Annotated in this window: 15 protein-coding genes; 12 read left to right on the plus strand and 3 right to left on the minus strand. The window is 35.2% G+C overall.

Going from position 1 to position 23,233, the window contains the following annotated elements:
* The first annotated feature begins 68 nt into the window (after positions 1–68).
* From BUE10_RS16870 to BUE10_RS16885, 4 genes are all read left to right on the plus strand, one after another.
* Positions 69–1,880 carry a glycoside hydrolase family 2 protein gene (locus BUE10_RS16870; RefSeq protein ID WP_073486964.1) on the plus strand — a complete coding sequence of 604 codons (1,812 nt, stop codon included), beginning with the start codon at positions 69–71 and terminating at the stop codon, positions 1,878–1,880.
* A gap of 177 nt (positions 1,881–2,057) precedes the next feature.
* Positions 2,058–3,080 carry a glycoside hydrolase family 43 protein gene (locus tag BUE10_RS16875; RefSeq protein ID WP_073486966.1) on the plus strand — a complete coding sequence of 341 codons (1,023 nt, stop codon included), beginning with the start codon at positions 2,058–2,060 and terminating at the stop codon, positions 3,078–3,080.
* A gap of 87 nt (positions 3,081–3,167) precedes the next feature.
* Positions 3,168–4,343 carry an aldose epimerase family protein gene (locus BUE10_RS16880; protein WP_073486968.1) on the plus strand — a complete coding sequence of 392 codons (1,176 nt, stop codon included), beginning with the start codon at positions 3,168–3,170 and terminating at the stop codon, positions 4,341–4,343.
* Positions 4,344–4,532: 189 nt separating this feature from the next.
* Positions 4,533–5,516, plus strand: a complete 984-nt coding sequence (locus BUE10_RS16885; protein WP_073486970.1) for a glycoside hydrolase family 43 protein — start codon at positions 4,533–4,535, stop codon at positions 5,514–5,516.
* Positions 5,517–6,091: 575 nt separating this feature from the next.
* Here BUE10_RS16885 and hmpA read toward each other — a convergent pair.
* Positions 6,092–7,303 (minus strand): NO-inducible flavohemoprotein, encoded by a 1,212-nt coding sequence (gene hmpA / locus BUE10_RS16890; RefSeq protein WP_073486972.1) that lies wholly within the window; start codon positions 7,301–7,303, stop codon positions 6,092–6,094.
* Positions 7,304–7,984: 681 nt separating this feature from the next.
* Between hmpA and BUE10_RS16895 the strand changes: the two genes are divergently transcribed.
* Together BUE10_RS16895 and nagB are read left to right on the plus strand one after the other, a co-directional pair.
* Positions 7,985–10,084: an alpha-L-fucosidase gene (locus tag BUE10_RS16895; protein ID WP_073486973.1), complete on the plus strand. Its 2,100-nt coding sequence runs from the start codon at positions 7,985–7,987 to the stop codon at positions 10,082–10,084.
* A gap of 140 nt (positions 10,085–10,224) precedes the next feature.
* A complete protein-coding gene (gene nagB, locus BUE10_RS16900) occupies positions 10,225–12,138 on the plus strand; it encodes a glucosamine-6-phosphate deaminase (protein WP_073486975.1) in 1,914 nt (637 codons plus the stop codon).
* Between the two features lie 258 nt (positions 12,139–12,396).
* Here the strand turns inward: nagB and BUE10_RS16905 are convergent, their stop codons facing one another.
* Both BUE10_RS16905 and BUE10_RS16910 read right to left on the minus strand, forming a co-directional pair.
* A complete protein-coding gene (locus BUE10_RS16905; protein WP_073486976.1) occupies positions 12,397–13,110 on the minus strand; it encodes a LytR/AlgR family response regulator transcription factor in 714 nt (237 codons plus the stop codon).
* 68 nt (positions 13,111–13,178) lie between these two features.
* Positions 13,179–14,237 carry a sensor histidine kinase gene (locus tag BUE10_RS16910; RefSeq protein ID WP_073486978.1) on the minus strand — a complete coding sequence of 353 codons (1,059 nt, stop codon included), beginning with the start codon at positions 14,235–14,237 and terminating at the stop codon, positions 13,179–13,181.
* Between the two features lie 121 nt (positions 14,238–14,358).
* On the opposite strand from BUE10_RS16910, the gene BUE10_RS16915 reads away from it, so the two are divergent.
* The 6 genes from BUE10_RS16915 to BUE10_RS16940 all read left to right on the plus strand — a co-directional run bounded on the left by BUE10_RS16915 (position 14,359) and on the right by BUE10_RS16940 (position 23,099).
* Positions 14,359–16,614, plus strand: coding sequence for a GH92 family glycosyl hydrolase (locus BUE10_RS16915; protein ID WP_073486980.1), 2,256 nt, complete (start codon positions 14,359–14,361; stop codon positions 16,612–16,614).
* 24 nt (positions 16,615–16,638) lie between these two features.
* Positions 16,639–18,516 (plus strand): sodium:solute symporter family protein, encoded by a 1,878-nt coding sequence (locus BUE10_RS16920; protein WP_073486982.1) that lies wholly within the window; start codon positions 16,639–16,641, stop codon positions 18,514–18,516.
* 254 nt (positions 18,517–18,770) lie between these two features.
* A complete protein-coding gene (locus BUE10_RS16925; RefSeq protein ID WP_056203439.1) occupies positions 18,771–19,736 on the plus strand; it encodes a glycoside hydrolase family 130 protein in 966 nt (321 codons plus the stop codon).
* Between the two features lie 8 nt (positions 19,737–19,744).
* A complete protein-coding gene (locus BUE10_RS16930) occupies positions 19,745–20,815 on the plus strand; it encodes a carbohydrate-binding family 9-like protein (RefSeq protein ID WP_073486984.1) in 1,071 nt (356 codons plus the stop codon).
* A gap of 5 nt (positions 20,816–20,820) precedes the next feature.
* On the plus strand, positions 20,821–21,897 hold the full coding sequence (locus tag BUE10_RS16935; protein WP_073486986.1) for a putative glycoside hydrolase: 1,077 nt from the start codon (positions 20,821–20,823) through the stop codon (positions 21,895–21,897).
* A 176-nt stretch (positions 21,898–22,073) separates the two neighbouring features.
* Entirely contained in the window at positions 22,074–23,099 is a 1,026-nt protein-coding gene (locus tag BUE10_RS16940; RefSeq protein WP_088636425.1) for an isoaspartyl peptidase/L-asparaginase family protein, read from the plus strand.
* The last annotated feature ends 134 nt before the right edge of the window (positions 23,100–23,233 follow it).

Below are 23,233 nucleotides of genomic sequence, written 5' to 3' on the forward strand. Positions count from 1 at the left end.
TCTGGTAATTTATTTAGTAAAGAAGAAACAGCAGTAATCGAGGAAATTATTGCGTAAAACGATATAAAATGAATAAGAAAACTACAGTTCTGGTGGCGCTTTTTTTAAGCTGTCTGGTTCATGCACAATGGAAACCGCAAGGCGATAAAATCAAAACAAAATGGGCAGCGCAGGTTGATCCGAACAAAACTTTACCAGAATATCCCCGTCCGATTATGGAGCGCGGCCAATGGAAAAATCTGAATGGATTATGGAATTATGCTATTCAGGAATTTGGCAAAACAGCACCTTCAAAATATGATGGGCAAATTTTGGTTCCGTTTGCAGCTGAATCGAGCTTATCTGGCGTGATGAAAGAAGTTGGAGCAAAAAATGAACTTTGGTACGAAACCAATTTTTCAATTGAATCAAACTGGAACGGAAAAAATATTCTGCTGCATTTTGGCGCTGTAGACTGGAAAACAGAAGTTTTTATTAACAATATAAAAGTTGGTTCACATACTGGCGGATATACGCCATTTTCATTTGATATCACGCCATTTATCCAAAAAGGGAAAAATCAAAAACTAGTTGTAAAAGTTTGGGATCCATCAAACGACGGCCCACAGCCAAGAGGAAAACAAGTTAAAAATCCCGAAGGAATTTGGTATACGCCCGTTACCGGAATCTGGCAGACGGTTTGGATTGAACCTGTAAATGCTAAAAACATTTCAGAATTAAAAACAACACCAAATATTGATCAAAATACAATCAGTATTAAGGCCGATGTAAACGGAGCAGAAAAAGGTGATTTAATAGAAGTTTCTGTTTTTGAAGGCGGAAAAGAAATTGCTAAAGAAAAAGCCGTGATTGGCGAAAGCAATGATATTGTTTTAAATTCTCCAAAATTATGGTCGCCGGAAAATCCGTTTTTGTATCAGACAAAAATCCGCTTAATCCGCAAAAATAAAGTTGTTGATGAAGTGAAAAGTTATTTTGCGATGCGAAAAATTTCATCAAAACGAGATGAAAACGGAATCATGAGAATGCAGTTAAACAACAAAGATTATTTCCAATACGGTCCATTAGACCAAGGCTGGTGGCCAGATGGATTATATACCGCACCAACAGACGAAGCTTTAAAATACGATATTATTAAAACAAAAGAACTAGGTTTTAATATGATTCGTAAACATGTAAAAGTAGAGCCGGAACGCTGGTACACACATTGCGATCAATTGGGAATTTTAGTTTGGCAGGATATGCCTAGCGGAGACGATCAGCCGATTTGGCAAAACACAAAATACTTTACCGGAACAGAATTACAGCGTTCGCCAAAATCAGAAGAAATCTACAGAAAAGAATGGAGAGAAATAATGGATCATTTGTATTCGTATCCAAGTATTGTCGTTTGGGTTCCATTTAACGAAGCCTGGGGACAATTCAAAACGGTTGAAATTACAGAGTGGACAAAAAATCACGATCCAAGCCGATTAACAAATTCGTCAAGCGGAGGAAATCATTTTCAAACAGGAGATATTTTAGATTTACATAATTATCCGGGACCGGAAATGTATTTATATGATGCCAGAAGAGTTACCGTTTTAGGAGAATATGGCGGAATTGGACTTCCGCTTGAAGGACATTTATGGAGAGCAAATGACAATTGGGGTTACGTTAAATTTAAAAATGAAGCTGAGGTAACTGCAGAATATATCAAATACGCTCAAATTTTAAAGAACTATGTAAAAACAGGATTTTCGGCAGCAGTTTACACGCAGACAACCGATGTTGAAGGCGAAGTAAATGGTTTCATGACCTACGACAGAAAAGTAGATAAAATGGATTTCAAAGCCGTAAATAAGATCAATACAGAAGTTATAAATACTTTGAATCATTAAATAGGCATTTTTTTAAACACATAGAAACATAGGTTTTTAGTTCCTCAAAATGACAAACAGCTTTGTGAACTTCGGCTTCTTTTGAAGTGACAAGGCTGAGAAAAAACCTTTGCGAACTTTGCGAAAACCTTTGCGTCTTTGCGTTAAAAAAACACACCCAATAATAAAAAAACTAAAATGAAAAAATACCTAATTCTTTTTCTGTTGACAACAATGAGTGTTGCTCAGCAAAAAACATTCACAAACCCCATTCTGCCAGCGGGTGCAGACCCTTATAGCACCTATTACAAAGGATATTATTACTATACCAATACACTTGGGAATCGTTTGGTTTTGTGGAAAACAAAAGATTTATCCGATATCAAAAATGTAGAAAGCAAAGTGATTTGGACACCGCCTAAAAACACAAATTATTCAGCAGAAATCTGGGCACCGGAGTTTCATATTATAAACGGAAAATGGTATTGTTATTTTGCCGCAGATAATGGTGATAACAACAACCACAGAATGTATGTTTTAGAAAATAAATCATCAGATCCGTTTAAAGGTAATTTTGAATTTAAAGGAAAAATTGCTGCCAAGACAGATAAATGGGCAATTGACGGAAACGTTTTTGAACATAAAAAACAGCTTTATATGATTTGGGCTGGCTGGGAAGACGACACAAACGGACAGCAGAATATCTACATCGCTAAAATGAAAAGTCCGCTTGAAATTGACGGCGACCGCGTGATGATTTCTTCGCCAACAAACGATTGGGAAACACACGGAGCATTGCATGATGATGTAAATCCAGCGCAGGTAAACGTAAACGAAGGGCCGCAGTTTTTAGAAAGAAATGGTAAAATTTTCATAGTGTTTTCGGCAAGCGGATGCTGGACAGATTTCTATTCTTTGGGATTATTAACCTTTAACGGAAGTGATAATTTATTAGAGGCATCGGCATGGAAAAAATCCCCAGAACCTATCTTCAAACAATCCGATAAAAATAAAGTTTATGCACCGGGGCATAATTCATTCTTTAAATCTCCTGACGGAAAAGAAGACTGGATTTTATACCATGCCAATTCAAATCCGGGAGAAGGCTGCGGCAACAAAAGATCACCAAGAATGCAGAAAATAGATTGGGATGCAAACGGATTTCCGGTTTTAAGTGAACCGGTAAGTGAAGAAACGAAATTGGCAATTCCTTCAAAATAGAACTTAGAAGTATTAATCAGAGGATGAGATTAGCTTACGCTCAGTTCGCTGGCGCTCGTGTGCTTCGTTCCTCGCAATGACATAAAAATGAAAAATATTCAAATCGCTGCGGTTGTTTTACTGGCACTTTTTCAATTTAATTGCAAAGACAATAAAAAAGAAAATAAAACTTCAACTGAAACTACCGAAATAAAAACAGATTCAGTTAAAACCGTTTTAGAAACTAAAAATTTTGATACAATAATCGAAGGTAAAAAAGTCAATTTATACTGGATAGAAAACAAAGGAATCAAAGCCGCTTTTACCAATTACGGCGGAAGATTAATTGGACTTTGGGTTAATGATAAAAATGGAAAACCAACTGATGTTGTTGTTGGAATGAATAGCGCAAAAGGCTTTAAAACTTCTACAGAACCATATTTTGGAGCAACAATTGGAAGAGTTGGAAACAGAATTGGAAAAGGAAAATTTACTTTAAAAGGAAAAGAATATCAAGTTCCGCTTAACAATGGCAAAAATGCTTTACACGGCGGTATAAAAGGTTTTCAGGATGTAGTTTGGAATGCCGAAAAAGCAAACGAAAGCATTTTGGTTTTTACGTATGTTTCGCCAGATGGAGAACAAGGTTTTCCAGGGAATTTAACCGTAAAAGTAACATATACGATTACTGATGATAATTCAGTAAAAATGGAATACGAAGCGACAACAGATAAAACGACAATTGTCAATTTAACCAATCATGCCTTTTTTAATTTAAACGGAGAAGGAAGCGGCACAATCTTAAATCACGAATTACAAATTTATGCAAATGAATTCACGCCGGTTGATGAAGGTTTGATTCCGAGCGGCGAATTAAAATCCGTAAAAAATACTGTTTTTGATTTTACTTCAAAACACACCATTGGTGAAAGAATCGAAGCGAAAGATGAGCAGTTAAAATTCGGAAAAGGCTACGATCACAATTACGTTTTAAATGGAACAAAGAAAAACGGACTGAATCATGCCGCAACAATTTCCGGAGATAAATCTGGAATTACAATGGATATTTTTACAGAAGAACCGGGATTACAGTTTTACAGCGGTAATTTCATGCAGTCGAAAAACACTTTTAAATCTGGTTCAAAAGATGATTTCAGAACGGCTTTTGCTTTAGAAACACAGCACTTTCCAGACGCGCCAAACCAGCCAAAATTTGCTCCAATTGTTTTGAAACCGGGAGAAAAATATCATACGGTTTCTTATTATCAGTTTTCTGTGAAATAACAAAATAGTTTAACCGCAAAGAGCGCAAAGAATTACGCAAAGGACGCCAAGTTTTTTTTATCACTTTTTGTCATCCTGAGCGAAGTCGAAGGAACGCAAAGTTATTCCTCATTTTTTTTACTCTTGCGTGCTTTGCGTAATTCTTTGCGCTCTTTGCGGTTAAAATACACCAACTAAAACCAATAAAAAATGAAAAAAATCCTATCCCTAATAACATCACTTTGTGTTTTCGCCGCCTGTTCGCAGGAAAAAGACACCAACCAATCAAAACCAACAGAAGTAAAAGCACCAGCAATTTTACTGGCCGATCCAACTATTTTCTACAACAATGGAACCTATTATTTATACGGAACCACAAGCGGAGATATTCCAAATGGAGAGGGATTTCAGGTTTATACCTCATCCGATTTAAAAGACTGGAAAGGTCCAGTTGGAGCGCAAAATGGTCTTGCTTTAAAAAAAGGAGACGCTTTTGGTGACAAAGGATTTTGGGCACCGCAGATTCTTTCGTATCAAAATAAATTTTATATGATTTATACTGCGAATGAAAATATTGCAGTTGCAACAAGTAACAGTCCGCTTGGGCCATTTAAAAGCGATTCAAAAGAACCGATTATTAAAACCGGAAATCAAATCGATCCGTTTATTTTTATTGATGAAGATGGAAAAAAATACCTGTATCATGTTCGTTTGACAAACGGAAACAGAATTTTTGCGGCAGAAATCAACGACGATTTTAAAAGTATAAAACCAGAAACTTTAACGGAATGTATTTCGGGAACTATGCTTTGGGAAAACACTCAAAATGTAAGCTGGCCCGTTACAGAAGGCCCGACAGTTTTAAAACACAACGGTTTGTATTACATGATTTATTCGGCAAATGATTTCAGAAATATTGATTATGCTGTAGGTTACGCTACAAGTAAAAGTCCGCTTGGACCTTGGGAAAAAGCTGCTGACAGCCCAATCATCAGCAGAAAAAATACCAAACAAAACGGAATTGGACATGGCGATGTATTTTGGGATAAAAATAATAAAATACATTATGTCTTACACACTCATTATAGTGAAAGTGCCGTTTCGCCAAGAAAAGCCGGAATTATTTCAATTGAATTTAAAGATGGAAAAATAGTAACTGATCCTGCAAGTTTTCAGTTTCTAAAAGTTAATTAGTAACATCCAGTTATCATTCCGTAGGAATGTTTCGTCGGTAGAAAAAAAATAAAGTTCAGTAACATTTACGTTCCGTAGGAACGTTTGGTATGTTAGATTATAAAAAATGATGTCAAAATCAAACGTTCCTACGGAACGTAAACAATGATAACAATATAATTTTTTACCAATGAGATGTTCCTACGGAACAAAGAAATATATAAAATAAAGGGCTGCCTCGATTTTTGAGACAACCCTTTTTGCTTTCCTGCAAGGTTTTCAAAACCTTGTAGGTATTGTATATTCCAAGATAAAATCAATAATTATTTGGCGTAAAATTTAAACCTACAAGGTTTTGGAAACCTTGCAGGAGTTGAAACCTATTTTAGGAATCTTTTTTATTTGAAAATATAAAAAATGAAAACAAGTTTGAAATCAAAGCTGCAACCATCCAGGAACGCATCCAAAAAAATAAAAAAATAGATTTATTAGAGCAGTTAATACTGGCGAGAGTTAAAGTTATAAAAAACGTTGTTGTCAGATTTTGAAGAACTGGAATTAATAATTTCCTATTATAAAACCGGACAATTCTCATTTTAATTCAAATTAATTAGCTGAGGTCCAAATTCTTCGTAGAAAATATTTTCCTGATTTACGTTTAAATTAATAAGTGCTTCATATTGGGTTTTGATGAACATTTCAGGCCCACAGATATAATATCGAGCTTCTTCTAATAAAATGGAATCTTTGCATTTATGAAGATCAACGCGACCGTGAATTACTTCATTTGAAATCACATTTTCTGGCGTTACAGCATCATAAAAAGTAAAGGTTTCTAAATGATTTGCTTCTTCTTTTAAAGCCAAAATCTGATCTTTGAAAGCATGAACAGATTCGTTTCTGCAGCCGTGAATCCAGATTGTTTTTTTATTCTGAATCGAACTCAAATTTGTTTCAAGCATGCTTAACATCGGCGTAAGCCCAACTCCTCCGCTGATTAATACTAAAGGATTTTCAGAATCTTTTTCTAAATGAAATAATCCTGCCGGAGAAGAAATCGAAATAACATCACCTTCAGATTTTGAATGCATGGTATTCGAAACCCATCCGTTTGGATTTGGCGCAATGCCGCTTTCTTTTTTCACCGAAATCCTGTAATATTCCGGATTAAAAGTACTTGATAAACTATATTGTCTTGGTTGTAAAAGATTCAATTCAGGCACAAAAACCTGAACGCTGATAAATTGTCCGGGATGGAAATCGGCAATTTCTTTTCCATCTTCTGGATAAAGATAAAACGATTTAATTTCAGTCGATTCTTCAACAATTTTTTTAATAACGAATTTTCTCCAGCCGTTCCAGCTTCCCGGTTTTGCAATATTTTCGTCGAATAAATCTTTTTCAAGATTAATCATAATATCGGCAAGTTCATAAAAAGCAACTGTCCAAGCTTCAAGAATTGACGTAGTAGCAGCTTCCCCAACCACTTCTCCAATAGAAGCAATAAGATGTGTTCCTACAATTTTATATTGTTCCGGCTGAATATTAAGGCTTCGGTGTTTTGTTCCAATTCCTTTTAATACGCCAATCAAAACTGACGGATCGTCTATATTTTCGGCGTAAGCCAAAACTGCATTTGCTAAAGCAGATTTTTGTCTTCCGTTTGCCTGATTTCCCATATTAAACATATTTCGCAATTCAGGATGATGCTTAAACATTCTGGTATAAAAATAATTGGTAAGGTCTTCGCCGCTCGCTCGTAAAATTGGAATCGTAGCTTTAATAAGCTCTTTTTGATGTGGATTCATTTTGAATAATTTGATTAGGATTTAAATTGAAATTCTAAGAAATAGAGGATCTTAGAACTTATATCCGCAAATTTAATCCCACAGTATTGCTTCGTTTTATGATTCAAATCATAATGGGTTAAGTTTTTTTGTTTCAGGTTTCAAGTTGAGACTAAATTATTTTTTTTGACAGAATATGGATATTCTCATTTTATTCCGTAGAGACGCACAGCAGTGTGTCTACGGAATGAATATCACTTTGCGCATAAGACGCACTGCTGTGCGTCTCTACGATATACTTTGTGTTTGTATATTATTTTTAAAAGGAGATAAGTATTCTCATTTTATTCCGTAGAGACGCACAGCAGTAAGTCTACGCAACGTATCACTTTGCACATAAGACGCACTGCTGTGCGTCTCTACAATATACTTTGTGTTTTGTATATTGTTTTAAAAAAAAGATAAGTATTCTCATTTTATTCCGTAGAGACGCACAGCAGTGCGTCTACGCAACGATCACTTTGTACATAAGACGCACTGCTGTACGTCTCTACAATATGCTTTGTGTTGATTTTTATTTTTTGTTTTACAATTAATAATCAACAATTAACAATTCAAAATTGTTGTTGGTCGAAATTCTGCATCGTGAAATTTCAATTTATAGTACATTTATATCTACAGACTATTTTAAGTAAATCAGCAATGAAAAATATTTTTCTTTCCGTATGTTTTTTTGGTTTAATTTCCAGCGGTTTAAGTCAGGAATTAGCGAATGCTCCAAAACCTTTTGGACCGCTTCCTACGCAAAAACAAATCGACTGGCAGGAAATGGAATTTTACGCTTTTGTGCATTTTTCATTAAATACGTTTACTAATAAAGAATGGGGTTACGGCGATGAATCTCCGGAATTGTTTAACCCAACAAATCTTGATGTTCGTCAATGGGCGCGTATTGTAAAAGCGGCGGGAATGAAAGGAATTATTTTGGTTGCGAAACATCACGATGGATTCTGTTTATGGCCGTCAGCATATACAGAACGTTCTGTGAAAAATTCTCCGTGGAAAAACGGAAAAGGCGATTTGGTTAAAGAATTGGCAGCAGCTTGCAAAGAATACAATTTAAAATTGGGATTATACCTTTCGCCTTGGGATAGAAACCGTGCAGATTATGGCAAACCAGAATATGTTACGTATTTCAGAAACCAGCTCAAAGAATTACTGACAAATTACGGAGATGTTTTCGAAATGTGGTTTGACGGTGCAAATGGCGGTGACGGTTATTATGGTGGTGCCGATGAAATCCGAAAAATAAATACACTTGAATATTACAATTGGGATGAAACGTATAAATTAATCTACAAAACCGCACCAAAAACTTTGGTTTGGGGAGTTGGTCCTTCAGAAGCCAGATGGATTGGAAATGAAGAAGGCCGTGCCGGAAAAACAAACTGGTCGCTTTTACGCCAAAAAGATGAATTGGCTGGAAAAGTGCATTATACCGAATTTATGTCGGGGCATGAAGATGGGGAAAAATGGGTTCCGGGTGAAGCCGATGTTTCAATAAGACCGGGATGGTTTTATCATTCCGTTGAAGATGACAAAGTGCGTCCGCTGGATGAAATGGTCGATATTTATTATGAATCAATTGGTCGAAATGCAACTTTATTATTGAATCTTCCGGTTGATAAAAGAGGTTTGGTTCACGAAAATGATGAAGCAAGATTGAAAGAATTAGTTGCAACCATAAAAGCTGATTTTAAAACCGAATTATTATCAAAAACAAAAATTACTGCTGATAATGTTAGAGGAAATAACATAGAATTTGCAGCAAAAAATGTTTCTGACGGAAATAAAAACACCTATTGGGCAACAGATGATAATGTAAAAACTGCTTCGATAACTTTTGAGTTTGAAAAACCTATAGACATAAACCGAGTTTTACTTCAGGAATATATTGCGCTTGGACAACGTGTAAAAGCATTTAATGTTGAAGCTAAAGTTGATGGAAACTGGAAAACGGCTGCAAACGAAACGACTATTGGTTACAAAAGAATTTTAAGAATCGACAGAGTTAAAGCATCGGCATTAAGAATCAATATTACAGACTCAAAAGCCAATATTGTAATTTCAAATATTCAGGCTTACAACGCGCCGACTTTTGTGCGTATGCCGGAAATTCAGCGTGATAAAAATGGCGATGTAACAATAAAATCGGAAGATGGAAATCCAGTTTATTATTCGCTTGACGGAAAAAATCCAACGAAAAAAAGTACTTTATACAAAGGAGTATTCCGAGTTAATAAAGCAGTAACCATAAAAGCAGTTGCTATTGATGCAGCAGAAAATATAAGCAGTGCTGTAAAAACGGCAAAATATGGCGCATCAAAAGAAAACTGGAAAATAATTTCGGCTTCAAGCGGAGATTTAAAATCAGCTGACCGGGTTATTGACGGAAATCCAAATACGGATTGGAGTTTTGGAGGCGATGCAAATAAACTTCCGCAGGAAATAACCATAGATATGGGAAGTTTTTTAACGCTAAACGGTTTTACTTATGTACCGCAGCAAGTGGGCAATAATCTTAATTTAATCTCCAATTACGAATTCTACACAAGCGCCGATAATGTAAACTGGACATTGCAGTCTGAGGGTGAATTTTCGAATATTAAACACAATCCAATCGAGCAGGTTAAGACTTTCAAAAAGACTAAAGCGAGATATATTCGTTTTGTTGCCAAGTCAGCGGTAGGGAAGGGATCTACGGTTACTATTGCAGAAATAAACGTGATTGAAACTTTATAATTCACTTTTGATTTGTAATCTTTTTGCTTAAAGTTTCAAATTTTGTTTTTTAGCGAAGCTTACAGGTTATTAGTCGAATTTTTGATTATTTACATGATGTAATATTTAATTTTATACTAAATAATTACAACAACAGGCAAATGATTAAAGAAAGTATAAATTTCAAAGAAGCAGGAAAGTTTGAAGAAACGCGTTTTGAAAAGATACACAATGTAATTTTCGATTCGTCTAAAGAAGCTTCGATTTTAGTTGCTCAGGAAATCGCCAATATAATTCAGAGAAAAGAAGAATTAAACGAACCTTGTGTTTTAGGTTTGGCAACAGGGTCTTCTCCTATAAAAGTATACGAAGAATTAGTTCGTCTTCATAAAGAAGAAGGTTTAAGTTTTGAAAACGTAGTAACTTTCAACTTAGATGAATATTATCCAATGGATAAAAAAGATATTCAGAGTTACTGGTATTTTATGCATGAACATCTTTTTAATCATGTTAATATTCTGCCTCAAAATATTAATATCCCTGACGGAAGTATCAGCATTGAAGACCTTCAGCAATATTGTATTGATTATGAAATGAAAATTAAAGCTTACGGCGGATTGGATTTTCAGCTTTTAGGAATTGGAAGAACGGGACATATCGGGTTCAATGAGCCGGGATCTCACGTAAATTCAGGAACGAGAAGTATTACATTAGACCACTTAACGCGTGTTGATGCGGCATCATCATTTTTAGGAATTGATAATGTGCCTAAAAAAGCGATTACAATGGGAATTGGTACTGTAAAACATGCCAAAAGAATTGTACTTCTTGGATGGGGAATCAGCAAAGCAGAAATTATAAAAAAAACAATCGAAGGTGAAATTTCATCTCGCGTTCCGGCGACGTATTTACAACAGCACAACAACACAACTTTTGTTTTAGATACCGAAGCTTCATCAGAATTAACGAGAGTTAAAACACCTTGGTTGGTAAAATCGGTAATCTGGACAGACGAATTGAAATTGAAAGCGGTGGCTTGGTTAAGCGAATTGACGAAAAAACCTTTCCTGAAACTGACTGACAAAGATTATAATGATAACGGAATGTCTAGTGTTTTAAGTGAAGAAGGAACTGCATACAATTTGAATATTAAGATGTTCAATAAAATGCAGCAGACTATTACGGGCTGGCCGGGCGGAAAACCAAATGCTGATGATACATACAGACCAGAACGTGCTACTCCGGAAAGAAAAAGAATTATCATTTTTAGTCCGCATCCGGATGATGATGTGATTTCAATGGGAGGAACTTTTGATCGATTGGTAGAGCAGGGGCATGATGTTCATATTGCGTATCAAACTTCTGGAAATATTGCGGTTTCGAATCAGGAAGCTTTAAAGTTTGCTGAAATTTCTAAGGCATTAAATGCTAATTCTGGGGAAGCGGAAAAGATTATTGACTTTTTGAAAAACAAAAAAAGTAATGATATTGATTCATTAGAAGTTAGAAAATTAAAAGGTTTGATTAGAAGAAGTGAATCTTTAGCGGCAACAAGATATTTAGGTTTGCCGGATTCTAATGTAAACTTCCTTGATCTTCCTTTTTATGAAACGGGAACGGTAAAGAAAAATAATCTTGGCGAAGCGGATATCGAAATTATGTGCGATATCATCGAAAGAATAAAACCTCATCAAATTTACGCAGCTGGAGATTTAGCAGATCCGCATGGAACGCATAAAGTGTGTCTGGACAGTTTATTTGAAGCTTTAAAACGTTTGAAACACAAAAGTTTTATGGATGACTGCTGGGTTTGGTTGTACCGAGGTGCTTGGCACGAATGGGAAACATACCAAATTGAAATGGCTGTTCCAATGAGTCCGGATCAGGTGTTGAAAAAACGTCATGCGATTTTCTATCACCAGTCTCAAAAAGATGGTGTAATGTTCCAGGGTGATGACAGTAGAGAATTCTGGATTAGAGCAGAAGACAGAAACAGATTAACAGCTGAAAAATATCACGCTTTAGGTTTAGCAGATTATTCTGCAATCGAAGCTTTCAAGAGATATTTTTTCTAAGGGAATCTTTAAAAATAATAAACTATTTCATGTGGTTTATTTGGTTAGTTACCAAGTTTTGAAATGCAGCCGTGGTTGGCTGCATTTTTTTTATGCTTGTTTTGAGATTTAACCACAAAGTTTTTTTTACCGCAAAGTTAGCTAAGGGCACAAAGTTTTTTTTGCTTGGTCTAAAAAAGGAATATAAAAAAGTTCGCAAAGCTTTGTGAATAAACTTTGCGAACCTTGCGTAACCTTAGCGCTCTTTGCGGTTAAATACTATATAGAAGAATTCAAAATTCTTTGCTTCACATGATCGATATACGATCTTCCTATAACATATCGAAGTCCTTCAATTTCAATACTGTTTCCTTCAACGGCGTCGATTTTGTCAATTGCAATGGTGTACGAACGGTGAATTCGCAGGAAGTTTTTTTCCGGGAGTAAATCTGTAAAGTCAGATAAAGTACTGTGAATGATATATTTTCCGGTTAAGGTGTTTATTTTTAAGTAATCTTTTAGGCTTTCAATAACCAGAATTTCGTTGAAGAAAATCTTCTTCATTCTCTTTTTGTCGATTTTCACGAAAATAAAAGGGCTGTCTGTGGTATTTTCTTGTGGAGAATTGGTTTTGTTTTCAAGTCTTTTGCTGATTTTATTCAGCGTTTTCATTAATCTCGGGAACTCAATTGGTTTTACCAGATAATCTAAAACGTCCAATTCATAAGTTTCAATTGCAAACTGACTGTAAGCACTTGTAATAACTAATAATGGCGGGTTTTCAAGACTTTTTATAAAATTAATTCCGTCAAGAACAGGCATATTTATGTCCAGAAAAATAACATCAACTCTATTATTTTTCAGAAAATTTAAGCCCTCAATTGGATTACTGAAAGTATCTATTACCTCAAAATTCTCAATCGGCTCTAAATAGTTTTTTATAACATTGATTGCCAATGGCTCATCGTCAATAATCAAACATTTTATTTTCATTTCTATAATCTTATGTTATTTGAGCGAAATAATTTAGCAGGTAAACTTATATACGAGAAAAAGCTGTGTTAGGTTACTTTAATAACAAGCTTCACGACAAAAATATTCTTTTTATTTTTAAATGAAAGCTTATAGTCACTTTTATTATAACCTAATTCCAGTCTTTTTTTAACATTTTCAATCCCTATGCCACTTGACTTGTTAAAATTATCCTGATGCGGCGTAATTTCTGGCGTTGGATTTGAAATCGTAAAGTGCAGAAAATCTCCTTTTACTTTAAAGTCAATGTTGATTCTAACCTTTCCTGTGTTTTTGTTTACACCGTGTTTAAAGGCATTTTCAACAAAAGTCAATAAAATTACCGGAGAAATCTCCTTATCGTGAATATCTCCGGAAACTTCCATGTTAACTTCCAGACGTTCATCATTTCTAATTCGTTCCAGATCAAGATAATTCTGAATACAAAGAATCTCATTTTCTAAACTTTGCTTTTTTCCCTGCGTATCATAAAGCATATAACGCATTAATTCCGAAAGTTTAAGAACAATCTTTGGAGTTTTATTTGATTTTTCGACAGATAAAGAATAGATATTATTTAAAGTGTTGAAGAAAAAGTGCGGAGAAATTTGCGATTTCAAAAAAAGTAACTCAGTTTCTAACTGCGATTTTTCAAGATCGGTAACTCTTTTTTGCTCTTTTAAAAAATCTAAAGTGATTTTAATAGCTGTTACAAAAGTCATTACATACAATTCTCCCATCATCATATCTATAGTGTAATTGAGCGTTAGTTTATCAATTGTCTGCGGACCTTCCGGCCATACATTATGCGTGATTAGCATATAAGTAAGATTGAATTTTATAAGCACCATAATAAAGATGGCTGATAAAACTGCAAGTACATAAAGCACATACTTTTTTCGGTACACCAGATACGGCATAAAAATCAAGATATTCAGATAACACAAGGTCATGTGAATTGGAAAACCCAGTAAATTGGTTTTTAGCGAATACAAATAGTCATTAAAATAGCTTCCCCATCTAAAAGTATTGAATAAGAAGTAAGTCAGCCAAAAAACCACATGATAATACAAAGGTACGCGGTATAATTTGTTAGAATTAAAATTCATAATATGAGTATGTTTTGTGACTTTTTTTGATGTTTATCTAAGTTTATGTGTTATCCGTCTAAATAAGTTTTAATAAAAAGTCGGTTTGTTTAAATTTAAAGTTAAATTAAGGTTGTTTTATATGAAGAAATTTCTCGTGCCTGCTTTATTTGTAATTCTGGTTACAAGTTGTAAAATAAAGTCATACAAAAATAATAATAATGAAAATATTTTTGTAAACCATGTTGATCCTTTTATTGGAACAGGTGGACACGGCCATACGTACCCAGGGGCAACGGTTCCTTTTGGGATGTTACAAGTAAGCCCAGATAACGGAATCTCAAGCTGGGACTGGTGTTCAGGCTATCATTATTCAGATTCTATCGTTTCTGGTTTCAGTCATTTGCACTTAAGCGGAACAGGAATTGGCGATTTGGCGGACATTTTATTTATGCCGACCAACAAAAAAGTCGATTTAACATTAAAAACAACTTCACGCGATCAATTACCTTATAAATCATTTTACAGTCATGTTAACGAAAAAGCAACACCGGGCTCTTACCAAGTTTTTCTTAAGGATCCTAAAATCAATGTAGAATTAACTTCTTCACAAAGAACAGCGTATCATAAATATACGTTTACAAAAAACGACAAACAATCAGTAATTGTCGATTTAGGATTTGCCATAAACTGGGACAAAGCCTTAAAGACCGGAATTACAATTGAAGACGAATATACTATAAGCGGTTACAGATATAGTAAAGGCTGGGCAGTAAATCAAAAAGTATTTTTTGTAGCGAAATTTTCAAAACCTATTACAGAATCAGTTTTAACGGCTGATAAACAAATTGTTACTGGCAAAAAAACAGATGCAGAAAATACATCGGCACAATTATTTTTTGACCCAAAAAACTCAGATGAATTATTTGTAAAAGTAGCTTTATCATCTGTAAGTGTGGCTAATGCCAAAGATAATCTGGACGGAGAAAAAGCAAATTTCGACAATACAAAATCAGAAGCTGCTTCGATTTGGAATAATGCATTAAGCAAAATTAAAGTTGAAACACCTGTAGATTCGTTAAAAACCATTTTTTATACTGCGATGTATCACGCACAAGTTGCCCCTGTAACCTATAGTGATAAAAACGGTCAATTTAGAAAAGAGGATGATCAAATTGTTACAGCAAAAGATTATACGGCTTATTCGACCTTATCACTATGGGATACTTTTAGAGCCGAAAATCCTTTATTGACTTTGCTGGCTCCAGATAAAACTTCAGACATTGTAAACTCAATGTTAGCGTATTACGATACCAAAAAAATATTACCGGTTTGGACTTTATACGCCAACGAAACCAATACAATGACAGGATACCATTCTATTCCGGTAATTGTCGATGCTTATTTAAAAGGTATAAAAGGTTTTGATGCCGAAAAAGCTTTCGAAGCCATGAAAACTACCATGATGCAGGACGAACGTGGTTTAAACTTCTACAAAAAATACGGTTATATCCCTTATAATTTATTAGATGAATCGGTTACGATTACACTAGAATATGCTTACGACGATTGGTGTGTAGCGCAAATGGCAAAAGCTTTAGGAAAAAACGACGATTATCAATTTTTCTTAAAACGTTCTCAGGCCTATCAATATTTATTTGATCCGAAAACAGGATTCATGAGAGGAAAATCGGATGATGGAAAATCTTGGAACGAACCTTTCGACCCAAAGCATTCTAACCACAGAGAACATACTGATTATACGGAAGGAAACGCTTGGCAGCACAGTTGGTTTGTACCACAAAATGTCGATAATTTAATTTCGATTCATGGCGGAAATGAAACCTTTACCAAACGGTTAGAGCAATTATTTACCGAAAGTTCTGAGATTACAGGAAACAATGTTTCGGCAGATATTTCGGGATTAATTGGACAATACGCACACGGAAACGAACCAAGTCACCATATTGCGTATATGTTCAATCATGCAGGGCAGCCTTGGAGAACGCAATATTGGGTACGTCATATTTTAGACACGCAATACAATACAACACCGAACGGATTAAGCGGAAACGAAGACTGCGGACAAATGTCGGCTTGGTATGTTTTCAGTTCAATGGGATTATACCCAATGAATCCGGCTTCGGGAGAATATGAAATAGGAAGTCCTATTTTCGAGAAAGCAACCATCAATCTTGAAGGAGGCAAAACTTTTGTAATTGAAGCGCAAAATGTTTCAGACAAAAACTTTTACATTCAGTCGGCTACTTTAAACGGTGTCGAATTCAATCAAACAGCAATCACACATCAACAGATTTTAAAAGGCGGGGTTTTACATTTTGTAATGGGACCTCAGCCAAATAAAAACTGGGGAACAAAAAATAAACAAAAAACGTAACTAACCTACTAACAAATAAATTTAATGGATATTATTGACGTATCGATAATCGTAGCTTACATTCTGCTCTCAGTGAGTATCGGAATTTGGATTTCAAGAAAAGCAAAACAAGGATTAGATGACTATTTTCTTGGAGGAAAAACTATCAAATGGTATTTTTTAGGTCTAAGTAACGGATCTGGAATGTTTGATGTTTCCGGAACTTCCTGGATGATTGGGGTACTTTTTCTATACGGAGTAAAAAGCTTTATGTTCATGTGGCTTTGGCCAATTTGGAATCAGATTTTCGTGATGATGTTCCTTGCAGTCTGGATTAGAAGATCAAAAGTAATGACAGGTTCTGAGTGGATTTTAACTCGTTTTGGAAGTGACAGAGCCGGAAAAGCATCGCATATTATTGTCGCCATTTTTGCCATCATTTCTACCATTGGTTTTATCGCTTATTTCTTCGAAGGAATCGGAAAATTTGTAACCATTATTCTTCCGTGGGATTTAACACTTCATTATGGCGATTTAATTCTGTTGACTTCAGAGCGTTCTTATGCCTTAATCATCATCTTTTTAACTACGATTTATACCGTTAAAGGCGGAATGTTTTCTGTAGTTGCGACAGAAGTGGTGCAATATTTAATCATGATCGTAGCCGGAGTTTTAATTGCCGGATATGCTTTTGTTAATTATACAGATATTCAAATAAATTCGGTTATTACCGAGGAATGGAAAAATGTTTTCTTCGGATGGCAGTTTGAAACCCAGTGGAGTGATAAATTCCAAACTTTCAATAATTTAATTGATTCTGAAGGTTACAAAATGTTTGGCGCTTTTATCGGAATGACGTTGTTCAAAGGATTTTTTGCAAGTGTGGCCGGGCCAACGCCGAGTTATGATTTACAGCGTGTTCTTTCTACAAAATCAGTAAAAGAAGCAGCTTATATGAGCGGTTTCACGAACTTAATTTTATTCATTCCGAGATATTTATTAATCACAGGAATCGTAGTAATCGCATTGGTAAACTTAGCACCAGAATTAAATGCAAACACAGGTTTAACAGGAGCCGATTTAGAATTATTAATGCCAAAAGTGGTCAATTTATATATCCCGGTTGGAATTAAAGGAATTCTTTTAGCAGGTTTATTAGCCGCTTTTATGTCGGGATTCTCAGCATTCGTAAACGCGGGGCCAGCGTATATTGTAAATGATATTTATAAAAAATACTTTAAACCGGTTGCGACAAATGCACATTATATTAAAGTAAGTCAGATTTCATCTTTCCTTGTAGTTGGTTTAGGGGTTTTTATGGGATTCTTCGCAGACTCAATCAATTCCTTAACGCTTTGGATTACAAGCGCTTTATATGGAGGTTACGTTGCAGCAAATTTCCTAAAATGGATTTGGTGGCGTTTTAATGGCTGGGGTTATTTCTGGGGAATGTTCGCCGGATTAATTGTAGCTTCTTTACAATTTGCTTTAGGTCAGGCTAAAGGAAGTTTAACAGAAGGATCATTTTTATACGATTTATCACAAGTGCAGGCAATTTATTTGTTCCCAATAATATTTGGTTTCTCTATTTTAGGATGTGTTTTAGGAACGTTCTTAAGCAAACCAACTGATATGGAAGTTTTAAAATCTTTTTACGCAAACGTAAGACCTTGGGGATTCTGGGGGCCAGTTTATAAAGAATTAAAGTCAGAAGATTTTACTTTCGAAAAAAACAATGATTTCTGGAGAGATATGATGAATTGTGCCATCGGAATTGTGTGGCAGTCCAGTATGATTTTGCTTCCGATATTCTTTATTATCAGAGATTATCCAAAAGCAATTACGGCTTTGATTGTGTTTTTAGTAACGACTACGATATTAAAATTCACATGGTTAGATAAAGTTAGAAAAATAGCGGATTAGATAAAAGATACAAGATGCAAGAGCTTTGTCAAAGTTTCAAACTTTGACAAAGCTTTGAAAAACGAAAAATTAAAAACATAGAAACATAGGTTTAAATGTGTATAAAAGAATACAAAAAGAAACTAGTTTCTAACACATAGCGATGTTTGTTGATACAAGTGAAACGCCTTTATGAGGTTTTCAAAAACTATGTTCCTATGTGTTTAAATAAATGACAAAGCTTTACAATAAAACAAACAATAAAAAACAAAAAAATGAGCAGTATTCCTTGGCAAGACAGACCCGAAAACAGTAACGATGTAATGTGGAGATATTCTGAAAATCCAATTATCGACAGATATGCAATACCATCATCAAACAGTATTTTTAATAGTGCTGTAGTTCCTTTTGGAGATGGTTATGCAGGAGTTTTCAGATGTGATAACAAAGCGGTTCAAATGAATATTTTTGCCGGCTTTAGTAAAAACGGAATCGATTGGGACATTAACCACGAACCAATCGTAATGCAGTCTGGTAATACAGACATGATTGAATCTGCTTATAAATATGATCCGCGTGTGGTTTTCATTGAAGACCGTTACTGGATTACCTGGTGTAATGGTTACAACGGACCAACAATTGGAATTGGATATACTTTTGACTTTAAAGAGTTTTTTCAATGTGAAAATGCCTTTTTACCATTCAACAGAAACGGAGTTTTATTTCCTCAAAAAATAAACGGAAAATACGCCATGTTAAGCCGTCCGAGTGATAACGGACACACACCATTCGGAGATATTTGGATCAGTTACAGCCCGGATATGAAATATTGGGGAGAACATAGATTGGTAATGAAACCAAGTCCTTTTGAGCAAAGTGCATGGCAGTGTACAAAAGTTGGGGCAGGACCAATTCCTATTTTAACGAATGAAGGCTGGCTGATGATCTACCACGGCGTTATCAATACCTGCAACGGTTTCCGTTACGCAATGGGTTCAGCACTTTTAGATGTCGATTCACCAGACAAAGTAAAATACAGAACGCAGCCTTATTTATTAGGCCCGGCAGAAATTTATGAAATGGTAGGAGATGTGCCAAATGTTGTTTTCCCATGTGCCGCTTTACATGATACTGAGGAAGATAAATTAGCCGTTTATTATGGTGCAGCAGATACTGCCGTAGCCATTGCATTTGGTAAATTAAGTGAAGTAATTCAGTTTACAAAAGATAACAGTTTATAGAAAAAAACATGCGTTTAAAATTTCAATGGTTAACAGTTGTTTTAGTTTCTTTTTCGGTTGTAAGTTTTTCACAATCGAAAAAAAATACCATTATTCCTAAAACATATGTTGCTTCAAAAACGGCAAATCCTATTACAATTGATGGAGACGAATCTGATGCTTCATGGAGCAAAGCAGATTGGACAGCTCTTTTTGAAGATATAGAAAATGGCATTAAACCCAAATATGCAACAAAAGTTAAAATGCTCTGGGATGAAACCAATTTTTATATTTTAGCAAAGATTGATGAGCCGCACGTTTGGGCAAATTTAAAACAGCGTGACACTATTATTTTTTACAACAATGACTTTGAAGTTTTTATAGATCCCGACAGCGACACTTTTAACTATTACGAATTAGAAATAAACGCCTTGAACACTGCTTGGGATCTATTTTTATCAAAACCTTATAGAGAAAATGATCTCGTAGTTTTAAACGACTGGAATATTCCGGGTTTAAAATCAGCGATTAAAGTTCATGGAACGCTTAATAATCCAACCGATATTGACCAAGGCTGGGTTTTAGAAATGGCGATTCCGTGGGCATCTTACAAAACATCTTATTTCGATCAGAACGTACCTGTAGATAAATTCTGGAGAGTTAATTTTTCAAGAGTAAACTGGCAGCATTCACTTGTTGACGGCAAATACGAACGCAAAAAAGACGCCGACGGAAAATTTCTGCCAGAGTACAACTGGGTTTGGTCGCCAATGGGAGTCATCAATATGCATGAACCTGAAAAATGGGGCTATGTTTATTTTTCATCCAAAGAAGGAAAAGATACCTTTACAATTCCGCAGGATGAAAAAGTAAAATGGGAACTTTACAATTTATACAGAGTCCAAAAAGAATATTTTCAAAAGAATAAAATTTGGGCAAAATCGCTGACGAACCTAACAAAAGAAAACATCAGTGTTGATAATAAAATTTTAAAACCTATCTTAGAAAACCATTCCGCTGGATATAATATTTCAGTAAAAAGCCCTTTTTCGAATCAAACATTTGCTATAAAAGAGGACGGAAAAATAATAACACAATAACCACTATGAAACTACCAAAACTATTACTTTTTTTACTGGCATTCAGCATTTTTTCGTGTGCCAAAAAAGAAGAAACCACATTTAAATTTGCAGTCTGGACAACCGCAGACGCCAAAAAATCAGATGCAGATTACACCAAAGAATTCAAAAAATACAAAGACGGGGGAATAGATGAAGTATTAATCAATACGACTACAGATCCGAAACTTTTAGAAAGATTAGTGCCTCTTGCCACAAAAGAAGGCCTAAAAGTTCACGCCTGGATAATGGCCATGAACAGACCCGGAGATTCTGTTGCGTTAAAACATCCAGAATGGTATCAGGTAAGTAAAGAAGGAAAATCCTGTTTCGATAATCGTCCTTACGTAGATTATTACCAATGGTTATGTCCAACAAGAAAAGAATCCAGAGAACATGTTTTACATTTAGTGGAAGAACTGGCAAAAGTTGACGGAATCGAAAGTGTTCATTTAGATTATATTCGTTTTCCGGACATCTTTTTGCCAATTAGTTTATTGCCAAAATACAACTTGGTTCAGGACGTAGAATTACCTCAATTCGATTTTTGTTATTGTGACGAATGTGTAAAAGCATTCGAAAAAATCCACCATAAAAATCCAAAAGAAAGCCACAACACTTCTATCGATATGGAGTGGAAAAACTTTCGCTTAAACGCCATAAAAGCCGTTGTTGACGATGCATACAAAATTGCACACAAACACAACAAGCAATTAACCGCAGCCGTATTTCCTTATCCTGAAATGGCAGACCATATGGTGCGCCAGCGTTGGGATAAATGGAATATCGACGAAGTATATCCAATGATTTACCATAGTTTTTATAATGAAGAAATTGACTGGGTAGGTTATGCCACAAAACAAGGTGCTGCTGATTTAGAAGATAAGAAAACGAAAATCAATACAGGAATTTATATTCCGGGATTGAAAAATGATAAGGAGCTAAAACAAGCTATTTTAGAAGCAAAAGAAAATGGAGCTGTAGGAGTTTCATTTTTCGACGGAAATGCATTGTCTGAAAGTAATTTGAAGACAATCAAAGAAACAAAAGCAAGTTTAAAGTAATATTTTTTAAATACATAGAAACATAATATTGATAATTCAACTTTGTCAAAGTTTAAAACTTTGACAAAGTTCAGGCGATAAAGCTATGTTTGTTAATACAAATGAAACGCCTTCTATTCGGTTTCAAAAGCTATGTTCCTATGTGTTGAAATAAAATTAAGATAAAAGTAAACAGCATGTCAAATAGAAGAGACTTTATCAAAAAAGCAGCTTTAGGCGCAGCAGCTGTAAGTTCTGTAGGCTTTAGCGGATTTGCGAAAGAGAAAGAAAATGAAAAAGAAGGCGCATTAGAATTTCCTTCAAAAAAAGTAAAAAAGCCGGTTGTTATTTCAACATGGAATCACGGATTACCTGCTAATAAGGAAACCTGGGAACAATTAAAAGCCGGAAAACCAGCTTTAGATGCCATTGAAGCCGGAATGAAAATTCCCGAAGCAGATCCAAATGTTCGCAGTGTAGGTTACGGAGGATATCCGGATCGCGAAGGAAAAGTAACGCTTGATGCCTGTATTATGGACCACAACAGCAATTGCGGTTCAGTTTGTTTTTTACAAGGCATTATGCATCCAATTTCTGTAGCAAAAAGAGTATTACAAAATACACCACACGTAATGCTTGCCGGACAAGGCGCATTGCAATTTGCATTATCAGAAGGATTTAAAGAAGAAAATTTACTAACTCCGGAATCTGAAAAAGACTGGAAAAAATGGCTGGAAGATTCAAAATACAAACCAGTTATTAATATAGAAAATCACGATACCATAAGCATGCTAATGTTAGACCAGGATGGAAACCTTTCTGGTGGCTGTACTACAAGTGGTGCGGCCTGGAAAATGCACGGACGCGTCGGTGACTCCCCAATAATCGGCGCGGGTCTTTTTCTGGATAACGAAGTTGGAGCTGCAGCGGCAACAGGTTTGGGTGAAGCCGTAATTAGAACCGCAGGAAGTGCCATGGTTGTCGAATTAATGCGTCAGGGAAAATCACCTTATGATGCGTGCAAAGAAATCACAGAGCGTATTTACAACAAACACAAAAACCACAAAGACATGGAATATCTGCAAGTTGGTTTTATTGCCTTAAATAAAAACGGAGAACATGCAGGTTACAGCCTTAGATCAGGTTTTAATTATGCCGTTTCTGATGATGAAAAAGGACACAGAATGGAAGATGCGAAATTTAAAATGTCGTGGGATAAATAAAAACATTATGCGGGAACTTTGTCAAAGTTTTAAACTTTGACAAAGTTGAATCGCGAATAAATTTTAAACACATAGTTACATAGATTTTTCTCTCACAATCTATCCTGATAATATCGGGGCTATGTGTTCAAACA

This window comes from Flavobacterium sp. CF108, from assembly GCF_900129795.1.
GTDB lineage: Bacteria > Bacteroidota > Bacteroidia > Flavobacteriales > Flavobacteriaceae > Flavobacterium.